This window comes from Dongia sp. (genome assembly GCF_041918875.1).
GTDB lineage: Bacteria > Pseudomonadota > Alphaproteobacteria > Dongiales > Dongiaceae > Dongia.
The window spans coordinates 88,136-106,048 of the sequence record NZ_JAYRUV010000006.1; the positions used below are offsets into that span (position 1 = coordinate 88,136).

The 17,913-nt window shown below is 61.7% G+C and carries 15 protein-coding genes and 1 tRNA gene; 13 read left to right on the forward strand and 3 right to left on the reverse strand.

The annotated features are described in order from the left end of the window. Window positions 1-186: 186 nt before the first annotated feature. Together ACE3TY_RS08225 and ACE3TY_RS08230 are read right to left on the reverse strand one after the other, a co-directional pair. Window positions 187-606 carry an OsmC family protein gene (locus tag ACE3TY_RS08225; protein WP_374652543.1) on the reverse strand — a complete coding sequence of 140 codons (420 nt, stop codon included), beginning with the start codon at window positions 604-606 and terminating at the stop codon, window positions 187-189. A gap of 16 nt (window positions 607-622) precedes the next feature. After that, on the reverse strand, window positions 623-1,738 hold the full coding sequence (locus tag ACE3TY_RS08230) for an Mrp/NBP35 family ATP-binding protein (protein WP_374652544.1): 1,116 nt from the start codon (window positions 1,736-1,738) through the stop codon (window positions 623-625). A 185-nt stretch (window positions 1,739-1,923) separates the two neighbouring features. On the opposite strand from ACE3TY_RS08230, the gene hflK reads away from it, so the two are divergent. From hflK to ACE3TY_RS08245, 3 genes are all read left to right on the forward strand, one after another. Next, window positions 1,924-3,075 (forward strand): FtsH protease activity modulator HflK, encoded by a 1,152-nt coding sequence (gene hflK, locus ACE3TY_RS08235; RefSeq protein WP_374652545.1) that lies wholly within the window; start codon window positions 1,924-1,926, stop codon window positions 3,073-3,075. After that, window positions 3,072-3,959, forward strand: a complete 888-nt coding sequence (gene hflC / locus ACE3TY_RS08240; RefSeq protein ID WP_374652546.1) for a protease modulator HflC — start codon at window positions 3,072-3,074, stop codon at window positions 3,957-3,959. The genes hflK and hflC overlap by 4 nt, the downstream gene beginning before the upstream one ends. A 171-nt stretch (window positions 3,960-4,130) precedes the next feature. Beyond that, complete coding sequence (locus ACE3TY_RS08245; protein ID WP_374652547.1) at window positions 4,131-5,660, forward strand: DegQ family serine endoprotease; 1,530 nt, start codon at window positions 4,131-4,133, stop codon at window positions 5,658-5,660. A 5-nt stretch (window positions 5,661-5,665) separates the two neighbouring features. Here the strand turns inward: ACE3TY_RS08245 and serB are convergent, their stop codons facing one another. After that, window positions 5,666-6,571, reverse strand: coding sequence for a phosphoserine phosphatase SerB (gene serB / locus ACE3TY_RS08250; protein ID WP_374652548.1), 906 nt, complete (start codon window positions 6,569-6,571; stop codon window positions 5,666-5,668). Here serB and miaA point away from each other — a divergent pair. The 10 genes from miaA to ACE3TY_RS08300 all read left to right on the forward strand — a co-directional run bounded on the left by miaA (window position 6,570) and on the right by ACE3TY_RS08300 (window position 17,663). Continuing rightward, entirely contained in the window at window positions 6,570-7,556 is a 987-nt protein-coding gene (miaA, locus tag ACE3TY_RS08255; RefSeq protein WP_374652549.1) for a tRNA (adenosine(37)-N6)-dimethylallyltransferase MiaA, read from the forward strand. The genes serB and miaA overlap by 2 nt on opposite strands. Window positions 7,557-7,651: 95 nt before the next feature. Beyond that, window positions 7,652-9,412, forward strand: coding sequence for an acetolactate synthase 3 large subunit (locus tag ACE3TY_RS08260; protein ID WP_374652550.1), 1,761 nt, complete (start codon window positions 7,652-7,654; stop codon window positions 9,410-9,412). Between the two features lie 119 nt (window positions 9,413-9,531). After that, window positions 9,532-10,011, forward strand: a complete 480-nt coding sequence (gene ilvN, locus ACE3TY_RS08265; protein WP_374652663.1) for an acetolactate synthase small subunit — start codon at window positions 9,532-9,534, stop codon at window positions 10,009-10,011. Between the two features lie 60 nt (window positions 10,012-10,071). Next, on the forward strand, window positions 10,072-11,091 hold the full coding sequence (gene ilvC / locus ACE3TY_RS08270; protein WP_374308194.1) for a ketol-acid reductoisomerase: 1,020 nt from the start codon (window positions 10,072-10,074) through the stop codon (window positions 11,089-11,091). Window positions 11,092-11,713: 622 nt separating this feature from the next. After that, entirely contained in the window at window positions 11,714-12,757 is a 1,044-nt protein-coding gene (locus tag ACE3TY_RS08275; protein WP_298683713.1) for a rod shape-determining protein, read from the forward strand. Window positions 12,758-12,913: 156 nt separating this feature from the next. Beyond that, window positions 12,914-13,834 (forward strand): rod shape-determining protein MreC, encoded by a 921-nt coding sequence (gene mreC, locus ACE3TY_RS08280; protein WP_374652551.1) that lies wholly within the window; start codon window positions 12,914-12,916, stop codon window positions 13,832-13,834. After that, the gene (locus ACE3TY_RS08285; protein ID WP_374652552.1) at window positions 13,831-14,349 is read left to right on the forward strand and encodes a hypothetical protein; all 519 of its coding nucleotides are present in this window, start codon (window positions 13,831-13,833) and stop codon (window positions 14,347-14,349) included. Before mreC ends, ACE3TY_RS08285 begins: the two co-directional genes overlap by 4 nt. A gap of 8 nt (window positions 14,350-14,357) precedes the next feature. Then, a complete protein-coding gene (gene mrdA, locus ACE3TY_RS08290; RefSeq protein WP_374652553.1) occupies window positions 14,358-16,277 on the forward strand; it encodes a penicillin-binding protein 2 in 1,920 nt (639 codons plus the stop codon). A 42-nt stretch (window positions 16,278-16,319) separates the two neighbouring features. After that, entirely contained in the window at window positions 16,320-17,480 is a 1,161-nt protein-coding gene (gene rodA / locus ACE3TY_RS08295) for a rod shape-determining protein RodA (RefSeq protein WP_374652554.1), read from the forward strand. Window positions 17,481-17,587: 107 nt separating this feature from the next. Continuing rightward, window positions 17,588-17,663: transfer RNA gene (locus ACE3TY_RS08300), tRNA-Lys, on the forward strand. The last annotated feature ends 250 nt before the right edge of the window (window positions 17,664-17,913 follow it).

Below are 17,913 nucleotides of genomic sequence, written 5' to 3' on the forward strand. Positions count from 1 at the left end.
AATTCGCCTATCAGGTAGATAAGAGCCGCAACAAGGATTGCAGCGACGATAACCGCCGCTGTCTTCAGATTTGGCCGCGCCACCGCCCCACCGACCCCGCGACTTTCCTCAAGGCGCATATTGACGCAGGGGGCGGCGCAACTGTCAACTGCAAGGCGCTAGGCATCCTCTCGGCGCAGTTTTTCTTTACTCCGGTGCCACGATCTCGAAACTGTGCGTGATCTCGGCCATCTTGCCGAGCATGATCGAGGCCGAGCAATATTTCTCGGCCGACAGGTCGATCGCGCGCTGCACGGCCTCCGGCTTCAGGTTCCGGCCCGTGACGATGAAATGCATGTTGATCTTGGTGAAGATCTTGGGATCGCTCGCCGCCCGTTCGGCTTCCAGGCGGCACTCGCAGCCTTGTATGTCGTGACGTCCTTTCTGCAGGATCATCACCACGTCGATGGATGTGCACCCACCGGTCCCGAGCAACAGATACTCCATCGGCGAGGGCGCCACGGTGGAACCGCCCGGAATCGTGGCGGCGTTCATGATAACGGCGTGACCGCTGTTGCTCTCACCGAGGAACGTATTGTTCTCGATCCATTTCACCCGGGCTTTCATGAGTGGGTCCTGATTGCTATTGCAGTACAATGCGCGGCGCGGCGCGCTGCGGCGTCGCATCGAGCTTCGCCCAGATTTTGCGCGCAATCTCGCCATAGGCAAGCGAATGCGGCGAGGTGGGCTCGCTGGCGACGATCGGGCGTCCGTCGTCCGAGGTCTCGCGGATTTTGATGTCGAGCGGGATTTCGCCGAGGAAATCGACGCCGAACCTGGCCGCTTCGCGCTGCGCGCCGCCATGGGCGAAAATGTCGGTGCGATGGCCGCAATTCGGGCAGCTGAAATAGCTCATATTCTCGATGAGGCCCAGGACCGGCACGTCGACTTTGCGGAACATGTTGAGGCCCTTCTTGGCATCCAGCAGCGCGATATCCTGTGGCGTGGAGACGATGACGGCGCCGGACAGCGGCACCGACTGCGCCATGGTGAGCTGCGCATCGCCCGTGCCCGGCGGCAGGTCGCAGACGAGGATGTCGAGTTCACCCCAGTTCACTTCGCGCAGCAGCTGGGTGATGGCGCTCATCACCATCGGGCCGCGCCAGATCATCGGCGTGTCTTCCTCGATCAGGAATCCCATCGACATGACCTTTACGCCGAAGCTCTGCTTGGGCTCCAGTGTCTTGCCGTCGCGGCTCTCCGGCCGGCCGCTGAGGCCCATCAGGCGCGGCTGCGAGGGGCCGTAAATGTCCGCGTCGAGCAGGCCGACCTTGAGACCCAATGTGGTGAAGGCGAGGGCAAGATTGGTCGCGGTGGTCGATTTGCCGACCCCGCCCTTGCCGCTGGCAATGGCGACGATGTGCTTGACCCCGGGAACCAGCGCTTTGCCGCTGCCGGGCCGTTGGGTGGGGGTTGCGGCCGCGCGCTGGGCCGGCGCCGTTGCCCCGGGTCCTTTATGCGCTGTCAGCACTGCAGTCACGGAAAGTACCCCGGGCAAGTTCGTCACGGCGGATTCGGCTGCTTTGCGCATTGGCTCCAGCTTTTCGCCCTGGGCCGGATCGACCTCGATGCTGAAACCGACATGACCGTCGCGCACCACCAGGCCCTGGACCATGCCCCGCTCGATGATATTGCCCCCCTCCGGCGAGGTAATTGTCGACAAAACCGAGCGAATTTCCGCTTCCGTGATCTTGGCCATCCTTGAAATTCCCTCTGTTCGGCCCGATATGATGCGCGCCATCAACTCGCTGCGGGGGCCGAATCCGATGGCGGTCTCCGGTCGATTTGCGATGGTGCGGCGGCTGTCATATAAGGCTTTGGCGCAATCAATAAAAGAGTGCTGGCCGGCAGCGGTCGCAATCTAGACCAGTCTTGAGGATCCTTATGGCGTGGAACAATCAGGGTGGTCCCTGGGGCGGCGGACAAAGCCCCTGGGGTCGCGGCGGCGGCGGTAATCAACCCCCCGATTTCGAGGAAATGATCAAACGCGGCCAGGACCGCATGAAGTCGATCCTGCCGGGCGGCTTCGGCTCCGGCCGGGCGTTGGCGCTGATCGGGGCGGCTGCAGTGGTCCTTTGGCTGGTGACGGGCTTCTATGTCGTCAATCCCGGGCAGGTCGGCGTCAATATGCTGTTCGGCCGCTTCGTGAGCCAGACCCCGCCGGGCCTGCGCTGGAACTGGCCGGTGCCGATCGGCGACCATTACACGCCCGACGTCGCGACGCGTAACCGCGTCGAAGTCGGCTTCCGCGCCGAGACGGCCAGCGGTTCCGACCGCGACGTGCCGGAAGAAAGTTTGATGCTGACCGGCAACGAGAACATCATCGACGTCCGCGCTGTCGTCCTCTGGCGCATCAACGATGTCGAGCAGTATCTGTTCGGCATCGGCGGCGACCCAAAGGACAATGTCAAGAATGCAGCCGAAGCCGCCTTGCGCGAGATTATCGGCCAATCCACCTTCGAATACGCCATCACGGAAGGTCGCGGGACGATCGAGGTGAAGGCGCGTGACCTGGCCCAGCAGATGCTCGACACCTATAAGCTCGGCGATGCGTCGGCCGGCGCCATCACGATTGAGCAATTGTCGCTTCAGAAAGTGGATGCGCCCAGCGAAGTCATCGACGCGTTCCGCGACGTGCAGAAGGCGCGCGCCGACAAGGAAGCGGCCATCAACGATGCTCAGGCCTATTTCAACCAGGTGACGGAAGAAGCGATCGGCCAATCGACTCAGATCGTCAAGCAGGCCGAAGCCTATAAGGCGGAAAAAGTCGCGATCGCCCAGGGCGATGCGCAGCGCTTCGTCTCGGTCTACGACCAATACCAGAAGGCGCCTGATATCACGCAGCGCAGGCTCTATCTGGAAGCCATGTCGGGCATTCTCGCCAATATGAACAAGATCATCATCGACGAAGGTGCCGGCAACGGCGCTATTCCCTACCTGCCGCTCGATCAGCTGATCAAGATGCGCAAACCGGGTGCCGATTCCACGGGCAACGGAGCACCCTCCACCGGTGGCAACGTGGAGGCAGGCCAATGAACCAGAACAAGAGCATTCTGCTTGGCATCGTCGTCATCCTGCTGGCGATCCTTGCCTACAGTTCGACTTTCGTCGTGCAACAGGCCGAAAGCGCCATCGTTCTGCGCTTCGGCAACCCGCAGGCCGTGATCGAGGAGCCTGGCTTGAAACTCAAGCTGCCGGTCGCCGATCAGGTCATTCTGCTGGACCGGCGCGTGCTCAATTTCGATGCGCCGGCGCAGGAGTTGCTGACGCGCGACCAGAAGCGCGTAGTGATTTCGGCCTTCGTCCGCTACCAGATTACCAACAGCCTCAAGTTCTACCAGGTCGGCCGAACCTACGCGAATGCCGAAAGCCAAATTCGAAGCGTGCTAGGCTCGACGCTGCGTAGCGTCATCGGTAATGTGGCGCTGGTCGACACATTGACGCCCAAGCGCGCCGAAATCATGCGCCAGATACATACGGAGCTGACGCGCCAGGCAGCCGAACCCTACGGCATCAAGATTGTCGATGTGCGCTTCAAGCGTGTCGATCTGCCGGCGCAGAACAGCGATGCCGTTTTCAACAGCATGCGTAAACAGCGTGCCCAGGAAGCGGCCCGCATCCGTGCGGAGGGCGCGCGCGAGGCCCGCCAGAAGACGGCCGAAGCCGATAAGGAACGTGTCGTAAAGCTAGCCGAGGCACGCAGGCAGTCGGCTGTTTTGCGCGGCGAAGCCGACGGCGAGGCGATTTCCATCTATAACGAGGCCTTTGGCCGGGATCCCGCCTTCTTCGACTTCTACCGTTCGCTCCAGGCGATGCAGGAGGGGTTGAAGGGCGATTCGACCACCTATGTCGGGCCGCCCAGCGGCGATTTCTTCCGCTTCTTCGGCATGGAGCAGGGGAAAGTGCCCCCAGCGCAGTGAAGCGGATCGAAAGTCAGAGATGGAAGCCTTGAGGCGTCAGCTATGTTGATGTGTCGGCAAAGGCCGATCGGGCAGCTTGTCCGGTCGGTTTTTGCGTTATAGTGGGTAACGAAACCGCCGGACGGCCGAATACGCCACGGGGTGAAGGTACAGACGAGGGTAGTGGAAGCGATGCAATACAACCGGAACCGGTCGCGTGCGCGGGCTGTCGCGCTGGCTCAATCGGAAACCCTGGCGGAAACCCCCGCGAAAGCCGCGCCGCATTATGCCCGCCTTTTTGCCTGGGCGCTGCTCGTGGCGGTTCTTGCTGTCCTGGCCGGCCTCAAACTGGCGGCCGCCCGCTCGGCGCCGGAGAGCTTCGCCGATCTTGCGGAGAAATCGCTGCCGGCGGTGGTCAATATCTCGACCACGCAGATGGTCTCGACGGACAGTCAGATCCAGGATCTCGACGATATGTTCCGCGAGTTCCTAGACCGGCAGAACGGCGAAAAGCCGCGCCCGCGCAAGGCGACCTCGCTGGGGTCGGGATTCATCATCGATTCCACCGGCTATATCGTCACCAACAACCACGTCATTGAAGATGCCGAGGAGATCACGGTCATCACGCATGACAATGAGGAACTGAAGGCGACACTCGTCGGCCGCGACGAGAAGACGGATCTGGCGCTTCTCAAGGTCGAGACCAAGGAGCCGCTGCCGGCCGTCAAATGGGGTGATTCCGATTCATTGCGCATCGGCGATTGGGTGCTGGCCATCGGCAATCCCTTCGGCCTTGGCGGCACGGTTACGGCAGGCATCGTCTCGGCGCGCCAGCGCGACATCAACGCCGGCCCCTATGACGATTTCATCCAGACCGACGCCTCGATCAATCGCGGCAATTCCGGCGGCCCGATGTTCAACATGGATGGCGACGTCGTCGGCATCAACTCGGCCATCTATTCGCCTTCGGGCGGGTCGGTCGGTATCGGCTTTTCGATCCCGTCCAATCTCGCCAAGGGCGTCATCGCCCAGATCAAAGAGTTCGGCCATCCCCGCCGCGGCTGGCTGGGTGTCCGCATCCAGACGGTGAGCCCGGAACTGGCTGAAGGCCTGCGCCTGCCGCAAGCCAAGGGGGCGCTGGTCTCCAGTGTTTCGGCCGGCGGGCCCGCCGACAAGGCCGGCATCCGGCAGGGTGACGTCATTCTTGAATTCGATGGCCGCGAGGTGGGCGATATGAAGGCGCTGCCGCGCCTGGTGGCGGATTCGCAGTTCGGCAAGTCGGTTCCGGTCAGCATCTGGCGCAAAGGGGCAAAGACGACGGTGACGGTCGAACTGGGCGAGCTTGACGAGAAGGCGGAAGCCGCCCTGCAGACGACGCAGCCTGAAGGCGAGCCGGAGCAGCCGGCACCGGCCGGTGACAAGATCGACCTGCTCGGCGTCGAGGTCGGCGCCATCGACGATGCGGCGCGTGCCAAGTTCGACCTGCCGGAGAATGTCGAGGGCGTCGTGGTTGTTTCGGTCGATGAAAACGGTCCTGCCGCGGAAAAGGATCTGCGCCCGGGCGACGTCATTGCCGAAGTGGACCAGAAAGCCGTCGCCTCGCCGGCCGACGTGCATGACCGCGTCAAATCCGCCCAGGAAAACGGCTACCGCCTGGTTACCTTGCTCATCAACCGCCAGGGCGATTTCCAGTGGATCGCCGTGAAGATCGGCAAGAAGTAGGCACCCTAGGCCACGAACTGGTCGCGGCGATAACCCATGTAGAAGAGCAGGCCGGTGAGGTCGGCATAATTGAGCTGGCAGCCGGTCGCCGCCTTCACCTTGGGCTTGCCGCGATAGCCGCAGCCCATACCAGCCGCATTCAGCATCGGGATGTCGTTCGAACCGTCGCCGATTGCCGCCGCGGCGCTGAGTTCAATGCCGCATTCCCTGGCCAGATGGCGCAAGCGGCCTAATTTGCCGTACTCGCCGTCCGGATCGACGATCGGCGGCACCAGCTTGCCGGTCGTTTTGCCATCGGCCATTTCGAATTCGTTGGAGATGTCGATGTCGAACCCGACACGGGTGGCAATGCGGCTGGTGAAATAGCGGAAGCCGCCGGAAACGAGTGCAGTATAGCAGCCATCGCGGCGCAACGTCCGGATCAGCGCTTCGGCCCCGGGCGAGACTTCGATCTTCATATAGGCTGCCGCGAACTCAGCCTCGGTCAGCCCCTTCAGCAAGGCGACACGGGCGACCAGGCTCTGGGTGAAGTTCATCTCGCCCTTGATCGACTTCAGCGTCAGGGCGTCGATCTCCGCCTTGTCGTTGGCAAAGACCGACAGATCGTCGAGCGTTTCCGCCGTCACGATCGTTGAATCCATGTCGCAGAGGAGCAGCCGCTTCTTGCGCCCTTCGGCTGCTTGCGCGTAACAATCGACGGCGGCTCCACCCAGCATCGCCTTAGCGACGTTCTGGGCTTGGCCGGCATCGAGGCCGTGAAAGGCAAGGTCGCAGGCAAAGCCGGGGTCGAGCCAGTCTGGCGTCGCGACTGCGGCGCCGGCTCGAGACAGGGCGCCGGCAATCTCCGCCAGAAGGGCGGGCTCAAGCCGGGCTTTGTCGGGGGCGGAAACAAGGGTAAGAACGAGATCCATGACGGTCGGGCGTATAGAGGAAATGGCGCGGAAGGACAAGGTCGGGCGCGTCGTGATCTTGGCCGGGCCGACCGCCAGCGGCAAATCGGCGCTGGCGCTGGATCTGGCGGAAGCCCTGGAAGGGGTCATCGTCAACGCCGATTCCATGCAGGTCTATCGCGACCTTCCCATCCTTACCGCGCAGCCGGATGCGGCAGAGCAGGGACGGGTGCCGCATCGGCTCTATGGCTTTCTCGACCTCGACGATGCCTGCGACGCGCGGCGCTGGGCGGATATGGCGGCGGCCGAGATCGCCGCTGCCTTGGCAGAGGGGCGCGTGCCAATTGTCGTCGGAGGAACCGGTCTCTATATCCGCGCGCTGACGACCGGATTCAGCCCCCTGCCGGCCATACCCGCCGGGATCCGCGATGCGGCGCGCCGGCTCGTGGCGGATATGGGGGCTGCCGAGATGCATGCGTGCCTCGCTCAGCGCGATCCGGTAACGGCCGTGCGCCTCAAGCCGGGCGATCGGCAGCGTATCGCGCGGGCTTGGGAGGTTCTTGAGGCGACGGGTCAATCGATTTCCTGGTGGCAGGGGCAGCCGCCAGTGCCGCCGACGCCGCATCGTTTCCTGTCGCTGGTGCTGGCTCCTGAACGAGCCGATCTCTACCGGGCTGTCGACGCTCGTCTGGCGGCAATGGTTGCGCGCGGGGCCGTGGAGGAAGTTGCCCGGGCCGAGGCCAAGCCGGCTTCTGCCGGCGGCGGGCGCAAGGCGTTGGGCTATCCCGAAATGGCGGCGGTGGCGGCAGGCGTGATTTCGCTCGAGGAAGCTCTTCCTGCGGCGCAGCAGGCAACCCGCCGCTACGCCAAGCGGCAGCTCACCTGGTTCCGGCATCAAGTGGCGGAAGCGAATTTTATATCGCCTGATATGCCAGCCATGAAATTTTCGCAAAGTTCTACGACGCAAACGCGCCAGAAAATTCGCGATTTCCTGTTGACCCCTTGAAGACCACAAACTAAGGTCCGGCCACCGCAGCGCGAAAATCGCCCTGCGATTGGATTTCTTTGTGCCGAATTGGCGCGGGAAAAGAGGATCGGATTATGGCTACGGAACCCATCACTGGTGCGGAAATCATCGTCAAAGCCCTGATAGATCAAGGCGTTGACGTTATTTTTGGATACCCGGGCGGGGCCGTATTGCCGCTTTACGATGCCCTTTTTAAGCAAAACAAGGTGCGACACATTCTTGTCCGGCACGAGCAGGCTGCCGTCCATGCGGCCGAGGGCTATGCTCGTTCGACCGGCAAGGTGGGCGTCGTCCTGGTGACGTCTGGCCCCGGCGCCACCAATGCGGTCACCGGCCTTACCGATGCGCTCATGGATTCCATTCCGATCGTGTGCCTGACCGGCCAGGTGCCAACGCATCTCATCGGCAACGACGCCTTCCAGGAAGCGGATACGACCGGCATCACCCGGCCCTGCACCAAGCACAATTACCTGGTGAAGTCTGTCGAGGATCTGTCGCGCAAGGTGCATGAGGCCTTCTATGTGGCCCGCTCCGGCCGGCCCGGCCCGGTGCTGCTCGATCTTCCCAAGGATGTGCAGCAGGCGAAATATGAATATGTGAACCATGCCGGCCAACGCCACCGTACCTACAATCCGGTGCAGAAGCCGGAACGCAGCCAGGTCGAACGGGCGGTGGAACTGATGGCCGGGGCCAAGCGCCCGATCTTCTATGTCGGCGGCGGTGCGGTGAATTCCGGTCCGCTTGCCTGCAAGATGCTGACCGATTTCATCCGTATGACCGGTTTCCCCTGCACGCAGACCTTGATGGGCCTCGGTGCCTTTCCGGCGTCCGATCCCTTGTCGCTCGGCATGGTCGGGATGCATGGCATGTACGAATCCAACCACGCGATGCACGATTGCGACGTCATGATCAATATCGGTGCGCGTTTCGACGACCGCGTCACTGGGCGCCTCAATGCGTTTTCGCCTGGCTCGAAGAAGATTCATGTCGATATCGACAAGAGTTCGATCAACAAGAGCGTGCGCGTCGATATTCCGGTGGTCGGCGATGTCGGCCATGTGGTCGAAGAAATGATGCGCATCTGGAAGGCGCGCCAGGTGAAGGTCGACCAGAAGGCTTTGGCCGCCTGGTGGGACCGGATCAACAAATGGCGCAGCCGCGAATGCCTCAAGTACAAGGCCTCCGACACGATCATCAAGCCGCAATTCGCGCTTGAACGTCTCTATGCCGCGGTGAAGGATAAGGACTTCTATATTTCGACGGAAGTGGGCCAGCACCAGATGTGGGCGGCGCAGTTCCTGAAGTTCGAAAGGCCGAACCGCTGGATGACCTCGGGTGGTCTCGGTACCATGGGTTACGGCCTGCCGGCGGCCTACGGTGTGCAGGTGGCGCATCCGGAATCGCTGGTGATCGATGTTGCCGGAGAAGCCTCGATCCTGATGAACATCCAGGAAATGGCGACGCTGGTTCAGTACCGCCTGCCGGTGAAGATCTTCATCATGAATAACAAATGGATGGGCATGGTGCGCCAGTGGCAGGAACTGCTGCATGGAGGCCGCTATTCGGAAAGCTATTCCGACGCCCTGCCGGACTTCGTGAAACTAGCCGAAGCCTTCGGTGCGTCTGGCCTGCGCGCGCAGAAACCCTCCGAACTCGATGATGTCATCAAGCAGATGATCGATATCAAGGGGCCGGTGGTGGTCGATGTCTGTGTTGACGAAAAGGAAAACTGCTTCCCGATGATTCCGTCCGGCTCGCCGCATAACGAAATGCTGCTTGGTCCCGACGACCAGTCCGCCAAGCCGGTCTCGGAAGAGGGCATGGTGCTGGTCTGATGAGCGGTGTCAGGCGTCGCAGTTTGGGAATTGTCTCTGGCGTGCCGGCCGAAGTCGCCGGCGGCCAACCCGGCAAGGAGTCACTTAGCGTGAAAGATACAACGATCGAACGCCATACGATGTCGGTGCTGGTGGACAATGAATCCGGTGTCCTTGCCCGCGTCATCGGCCTGTTTTCCGGCCGTGGCTACAATATCGAAAGTCTCACGGTCGCCGAAGTCGACGCCGCGCAGCATCTGTCGCGCATCACGGTCGTGACCACCGGTACGCCGATGATCATCGAGCAGATCAAGAACCAGTTGCAACGCCTGGTGCCCGTGCACAGCGTCACCGACCTCACTGTGGAGGGGCCGTCGCTGGAGCGGGAAATGGCGCTGGTGAAGGTTGCCAGCACCGGCGACAAGCGCGTGGAAGCACTGCGGATCGCCGACATCTTCCGCGCGCGCGTGGTCGATGCAACGATCGAATCCTTCGTCTTCGAAATGACTGGTTCGACCGAGAAGCTCAATGCCTTCATCGGCCTCATGCAGCCCCTGGGGCTTGCCGATGTGTCTCGCACCGGTATTGTTGCCATGAAACGCGGCTCCGAAGCCAACTAGCTCCACATGACCCCAAGTGCGGGGCCTGGATACGAACTGCTATACTGAAAGGGAAAGACCATGCGTGTTTATTACGATCGCGACGCCGATGTGAACCTGATCAAAGGCAAGAAGATTGCCGTGGTTGGGTTCGGCAGCCAGGGCCATGCCCATGCGCTCAACCTCAAGGACAGTGGCGTCAAGGACGTGCGCGTGGCGTTGCGCAAGGGCTCGGCTTCGGAAGCCAAGGCAACCTCCCAGGGTCTGCAGGTCATGACCCCGGCCGAAGCCGCGAAGTGGGCCGACCTCATCATGATCCTGACGCCCGACGAATTGCAGGCGAAGCTCTATGCCGAGGAATTGGCGCCGAACATGCGCCAGGGTGCGGCGCTGGCCTTCGCTCACGGCCTCAACATCCATTTCAAGCTGATCGAGCCGCGCGCCGATCTCGACGTCATCATGATCGCGCCCAAGGGCCCGGGCCACACCGTGCGCGGCGAATATGTGAAGGGTGGTGGCGTGCCTTGCCTCGTGGCGGTGGCGCAGAACCCCAGCGGCAACGCGCTTGAGCTCGCGATCTCCTATGCCAGCGCCATCGGTGGCGGTCGTTCCGGCGTCATCGAAACCAACTTCCGCGAGGAATGCGAGACCGATCTGTTCGGCGAGCAGGTCGTCCTGTGCGGCGGTCTCGTCGCCCTCATCCAGGCTGGTTACGAGACCCTGGTCGAGGCCGGTTATGCTCCGGAAATGGCCTATTTCGAATGCCTCCACGAAGTGAAGCTGATCGTCGACCTTATCTACGAGGGCGGCATCGCCAACATGCGCTATTCGATCTCGAACACCGCCGAGTATGGCGACTACGTGACCGGTCCGCGCATTGTCACCGAAGAGACGAAGAAGGAAATGAAGAGGGTTCTCGAAGATATTCAGTCGGGTCGTTTCGTCCGCGACTTCGTGCTTGAGAATGCCGCCGGCCAGCCGAGCTTCAAGGCGACACGTCGCCGCCAGGCCGAGCACAGCATTGAAGAAGTGGGCGCCAAGCTTCGCGCCATGATGCCTTGGATCGGCAAGAACCGCCTGGTCGACAAGACCAAGAACTAAGCACATTTGATCGCCTGACTGGCGGGGACGGCTCGCAAGGGCCGTCCCTTTGCTTTTTCGGTGGTCCCGCTTCATGCCAATGTGCCGGCCGATGGTTGTTCGGGCAGACACTATTTATAGAAGAATTAATCTAGCTAATTTTTTCATTGGTTGTCCTGCGGGCGTTGTGCTGCTGGGAATCTTCCGCCATGCCCATGGCGTGTGCCGGTGGTGCCGACGGGGTCGCCGGGGTGCCTGGCACGCCTTCGGATCCGGTTCGGCGCACCGTGTGAGAGGGCGATGACAATGCGGTTAGGGCCTTGTTGAATGGCCGAGGGAAATTGAGAAAGTGCCGGCACTTGTTTGGAATTCCATCACAATCCTCTTGTCCCGGTTCTGCACGGGCGGTAAAAGCAAGCCCGGACCGGACCATGCTGGTTTCCGGAGTCGGGGCGTGTTCCGGACCGCTAACGCGTGAAAATCCAAGGAATATTCCCATCAAATCAGGGCTTCGCAGCGATCTTCGCCGAACGCCTTAGGTTGGCTCCCAGGGAATCTGGAGCTTCGGTTTCCGGAAGCATGTCGGCTCAGGCATGCCGGGAAGAACAATAACGCCGCGTATCGCGGTAAGCAGGTGGTACTGATGTTTTCGAAGTTGATGGGCATGTTCTCCGCCGATATGGCGATCGACCTCGGTACTGCAAACACGCTGGTTTACGTCAAAGGCCGTGGAATTGTGCTCAATGAGCCATCGGTTGTCGCGATCGCCGATGTGAAGGGCAAGAAACATGTGCTGGCGGTCGGCGACGAAGCCAAGCTGATGCTTGGCCGCACCCCGGGTAACATCCAGGCCATCCGGCCCTTGCGCGACGGCGTCATCGCCGATTTTGAAGTTGCCGAAGAGATGATCAAGCACTTCATCCGCAAGGTACACAACAACCGCCGCAGCTTTGCACGCCCCCAGATCATCGTCTGCGTGCCCTCCGGTTCCACCGCCGTCGAGCGCCGCGCCATCCAGGAATCAGCTGAATCCGCGGGCGCCAGCAAGGTCTACCTGATCGAAGAGCCCATGGCTGCAGCCATCGGCGCCGGTCTGCCGGTGACCGAGCCCACGGGCTCCATGGTCGTCGATATCGGCGGCGGCACAACCGAAGTGGCCGTTTTGAGCCTCGGCGGCATCGTTTATTCGCGCTCGGTCCGTGTCGGCGGCGACAAGATGGACGAAGCCATCATCGCCTATATCCGCCGCAACCATAACCTGCTGGTGGGCGAAGGATCCGCCGAGCGGATCAAGAAGGAAATCGGGTCAGCCTGCCCGCCGGAAGACGGCGAGGGCCGCGTTATGGAAATCAAGGGCCGCGACCTGATGAACGGCGTGCCCAAGGAACTCGTGATCACCGAGCGCCAGGTGGCGGAAGCCCTGGCGGAGCCGGTGGGGGCCATCATCGAAGCGGTGAAGGTGGCCCTGGAGCACACGGCACCGGAACTCGCCGCCGATATCGTCGACAAGGGCATCGTACTGACGGGCGGTGGCGCCTTGCTGGCCAATCTCGATTTCGTCCTGCGTCATGCCACCGGCCTGCCGGTGTCGATTGCCGACGACGCGCTCTCCTGCGTGGCTCTGGGAACAGGCCGCTGCCTGGAAGACATCAAGGCGCACCGCCACGTTCTGATCAATATGTACTGAGAAGGAGCCGGTATCGGCGATTTATCACGTCGATGCGGCGGGTTGGTAATTGCGCTTTAACCCTTCCTGTGGAAAAATACCCTAAGTGATTGATTGGCTTCGAGTCAGCTGACAATCCCCCTGGCGACAATCCCCTGGGTCTGGGAGGAAACATAGGTGAACAAGCGTATGGGATCGATCGGGGCCACGGCGGCTACCCGCTCCTGGACCCATCGGTTCACTTTTGTTCTTTTAGTGGCTCTCGCGTTCGGGCTGATGATGATCGGCAAGCCGGACTCAGTGATCGTGAGCCGCATCCGCATGATGGTTACGGACATCACTGCGCCGGTGATCAATGCCGTCTCGCGTCCCATAGACGCGGCGCGCGAAACGGCCAGCGATGTGCGCGACTATTTCGCCTTGAAGGCCGAGAACGAAGCCTTGAAGCGTCAGAACGACACGTTGATGGAGTGGCAGCGTGTCGCGCGTGAACTGCAGGCGGAAAATGCCAGCCTGCGCGATCTGCTGAACTTCCAGCCTGGCCCGCGCGTGAGCTTCGTGACGGCAAGCGTCGTCGCCGATGCATCGTCGAGCTTCGTGCGCTCGCTCATCGTGCTGGGTGGCACCAAGGCGGGTGTTGCCAAGGGGCAGGCCGCCGTCACCGGCGCCGGCCTTGCCGGCCGCGTGCTGGAAGTGGGCGATCGTTCGGCTCGCATTCTCCTCATTACCGATATCAACGCACGCGTGCCCGTCGTCGCCGAACGCAGCCGCGACCAGGCCGTGCTTGCCGGCCGCAACTCGGATCTGCCGGAGTTGCTCTATCTGTCGCGCGACAGCGACGTCAAAATCGGCGATCGCATCGTCACGTCCGGTCAGGGCGGCGTGTTCCCTGCCGGGTTGCCGGTGGGCGAGGTGGTCTCAGTCATCGACGGCCATGTCCAGGTGCAACCCTTCGTCGATTTCAGCCGGCTGGAGAACATCCGGCTCATCGATTACAGCCTGCCCGGCATTCTCCTCGACGATCTAGGCGTCGACACCACCAAGGCGCTCAACCCCAGCAATCAGTCCGGGTCGGTCACGCCAGGGGCGGCCGAGTGATCAGGCCGAGCTTTGGCCAACAGGCCGATATAGCGTGGCGAGCAGCGTTACCGGTCGGCCTGACGATCCTGCTGCTGTTTGTCGCGCTGCTTTCCTGGCATCTGCCGCGCCTAGGCATGATCGCATCGGCCCTGGTGCTGATCTCGGTATTCTTTTGGACGGTTCATCAGCCCGGCCTGATGAGCATGTGGGGTGTTCTCTCGATCGGCCTGCTCCACGATTTCCTGATGCTGGCCCCTTTCGGCGTCGGCCTTCTGGTTCTGCTGATCGTGCATGGCATCGCGTTGTGGCAGCGCAAGCCGCTCAACGGCATGCCGTTCTTTCTTATCTGGGCGGTGTTCGGGCTGGTCGCCGCGGGGGCTACCTTGCTCACTTGGCTGCTGGTGTCGTTTCTCCAGGAAACGCTGGTCAATCCGGCACAGGCCTTCAACCTCTTCCTGCTCGAATTCGTCTGCTACCCGCCGCTCGCCTACGTCTTTGCCTGGATTGAGCGCCGGCTGTTGCCGACCGATTGAGATACGACATGGCCGGTAGCAAGCAACAGGCGCAGAATCAGGCGAAAGTCTTCTCAAGGCGCGCAATGATTCTGGGCGGCATGCAGGCGGGCCTCGTCGGTACGCTGATCGCGCGCCTCTATTACCTGCAGGTCGTCGAATCCGAAAAGTACCGGCTGCTCGCCGACGAGAACCGGATCAATCTGCGCCTGCTGCCGCCCCCGCGCGGACTTATTCTGGACCGTTTCGGCGTGCCGCTGGCGGCGAACTTCCCGAACTATCGAGCCATTCTGGTGGCCGAACAGACGAAGGATCTGGAACAGACACTGGGTGATTTCGCGCGCCTTGTGCCCTTGACCGAGCGCGAGCGCGCGAAGGTCATGCGCGAACTGAAGCGTAACCGTGCCTTCACGCCGATCCCCGTCAAGGAGGACCTCTCCTGGGAGCAGATGAGCCAGGTCGAGCTCAACCTGCCAGAGCTTCCCGGCATTTCGATCGAAGAGGACCAGAAGCGCTATTATCCCTTTGCCGGCCTCACGGCGCATATCCTGGGCTATGTGCAGACGGCGTCTGAATCGGAAGTGGCGGCGGATCCGGATCCGCTGCTGACCCTGCCGGGCTTCCGTATCGGCCGCAACGGTCTCGAAAAGACCTATGACAAGTCGCTGCGCGGCTCCGCCGGCAAGAGCGAGATCGAGGTGAATTCGGTTGGCCGCATCATCCGCCAATTGTCGCGCGTCGAAGGCAAGCCGGGTGCGGACCTGGTAACGACCATCGACATAGGCCTGCAGGAATTCGCCCAGCAGCGCATCGCCGCCGAGCAATCCTGTTCGACCGTGGTGATGGACATCTTCACAGGCGACGTCCTCGCCATGGCATCGACGCCGACCTTCGATCCGGCTTCGTTCTATCGCGGTATATCGGGCGACGAGTGGCGCACACTCAATGCGGACATGTTCCGCCCGCTTACCAACAAGACGATCTCCGACGGCTACGCGCCGGGCTCGACCTTCAAGATCGTCACGACGATGGCGGCGCAGGCGGCCGGAATCAGCCCCAATTTCAGCGTCTTCTGCCCCGGCTTCTATACTTTCGGGCCGATGCGCCTGCATTGCTGGAAGAAGGAGGGGCATGGCCATGTTTCGATGGCCGATGCGCTGAAGCATTCCTGCGACGTCTATTACTACGACATCGCCAAGCGCGTCGGTATCGACGCGATCGCGGAGATGGCGCGGAAATTCGGGCTCGGCAAACCGACCGGCATCGACCTGCCGGGTGAAAATCCCGGCGTGATCCCGGATCAGGCCTGGAAGATCGGCACGCTCGGCGAGAAATGGTATCCGGGCGAGACTTTGGTGGCGGGCATCGGTCAGGGTTTCATCCAGGCTTCTCCGCTGCAGCTCTGCCTGATGACCGCACGGGTCGCCAATGGCGGTTTTGCCATCACGCCGCGCCTGTTCAAGCGCTATGGCGCGGCGGGCAGCGATCAGGCGGGCCCGCAACCAACCATCGTCAATGCCAGCCAGGGCAGCGAGGCCGCACCGAAGATGGATGTGCGTCCCGAGCATCTGGCGATGATCCGCCGGGGCATGGATCTGGTGACCAACGATCAGCGCGGCACGGCCTATCGCCGCCGCATCGACATTCCGGGCATGGAAATGGCCGGCAAGACCGGCACCAGCCAGGTGCGCCGCATCACCATGTCGGAACGTGCCACCGGCGTCCGCAAGAATGAAGAATTGCCCTGGCCGCAACGCGACCACGCCCTGTTCGTCGCTTTCGCGCCCGTCCACCAGCCGCGTTATGCCATCTCGGTCGTGATCGAGCATGGCGGCGGCGGTTCGACCTACGCTGCCCCGATTGCGCGAGACATCCTGATTGAGTGCCAGCGCCGCGATCCGGCGCGCCGCAATCCAAACGACGAAGGCGGAAGGCGGGAGATGCCGTGATGCGGTCCGATCCATCCATATCCGCCGGCGGGAGCGACTGACATGTTCGCCATGACGCCGATGGGCAACAAGCAGAAGAAGATCTCGTTCGGCGAGAAGCTCCTGCAGTTGAACTGGAGCCTGGTCCTGCTGGTTACGGCGGTGGCCTCGATCGGTTTTGCCATGCTTTATTCGGCAGCGCATGGCAGCACCGAGCCCTGGATGAACGCTCAGATCAAGCGCTTCGCCCTTGGCGTCGTTGGCATGCTGGTCCTGGGGCTGATCGACCTGCGCTATTACATGCGCTTTGCCTATGTGTTTTATGCGGTAGCCTTTGTGTTGCTGGTCTATGTCGAATTCCTGGGCGAGATCGGCATGGGTGCGCAGCGCTGGATCAATCTCGGCTTCATGCAGCTGCAGCCATCGGAAATGATGAAGATCGCCCTGGTTCTGAGCCTCGCGCGTTATTTCCATGGCGTCGATTGGGAAGCAGTCGGCAAGCCCTGGGTTCTGATCCCCCCGACCCTGCTGGCGGTAGCACCCGCGGGCCTCGTGATGAAGCAGCCGGATCTTGGCACGGCCGGCACGCTGATGATCGTTGGCGGCGCCATGTTTTTCGCCGCCGGGGTGCGTTGGTGGAAGTTCGCCATCATCATCGCGGCCGGCATCGTGGGCGCCTATTTCGCCTGGAATTCCGGCCTGCTGCACGACTACCAGAAGGCGCGCATCCTGACCTTCCTCGACCCGGAATCGGATGTCCGCGGCGCTGGCTATCACATCATCCAGTCAAAGATAGCCCTGGGGTCCGGGGGCGTCTGGGGCAAGGGCTTCCTGCAGGGGACGCAGAGCCATCTCGATTTCCTGCCCGAACGGCAGACAGACTTCATCTTCACCATGTTTGCCGAGGAATGGGGGCTGATCGGCGGAATCGTCCTGTTGTCGCTCTATTCGACGCTGGTTCTCTATGGGGTCGTCATTGCACTGCGATGCCGCAGCCAGTTCGGGAAAATGATGGCCTTCGGGCTCAGTTTCAATCTTTTCACTTATTTCTTCATCAATACGGCCATGGTGATGGGGCTCATTCCCGTGGTCGGCGTGCCGCTGCCGCTCATCTCATACGGCGGAACCGCGATGATGACGGTCCTGGCCGGATTCGGGCTGATGATGTCCGCCTATGTGCACCGCGATACCAAGATCGGGCGCTCTGGCCGGGAAGAGAATTAGCGTCTTTAAACAAGACTCTAAGCCACAGCAGGAATTGTTAAATTTAGCTATCGACAGGGTGCGGGGCGTTTGCTATACCGCGCGCCGACCGGGGCATTCCGGTCCGCGGGCGCATAGCTCAGTTGGTAGAGCAGCTGACTCTTAATCAGCGGGTCCAAGGTTCGAGTCCTTGTGCGCCCACCATTTTTCTCCGCGACATATTTTCCTCTCAGTGCCGGTAGCCGGGGTGGGTCGCCCGGTACGATGGCTAAAAGCGCCGTCGCAGGGAACTCATGTGAACAGGCGCTGTTTCGCATGGTGTGATTTCTGTGACATTTCCTCTAAGCCATTGTCCTGGTCCTTTGGCAATTGCTACCAACAGTATCGGTTTTGCCACATTCTGGTGTTGCCGCACCGCCCCGGCGTGATCACTATCTTGTAGCGATCGGCACAG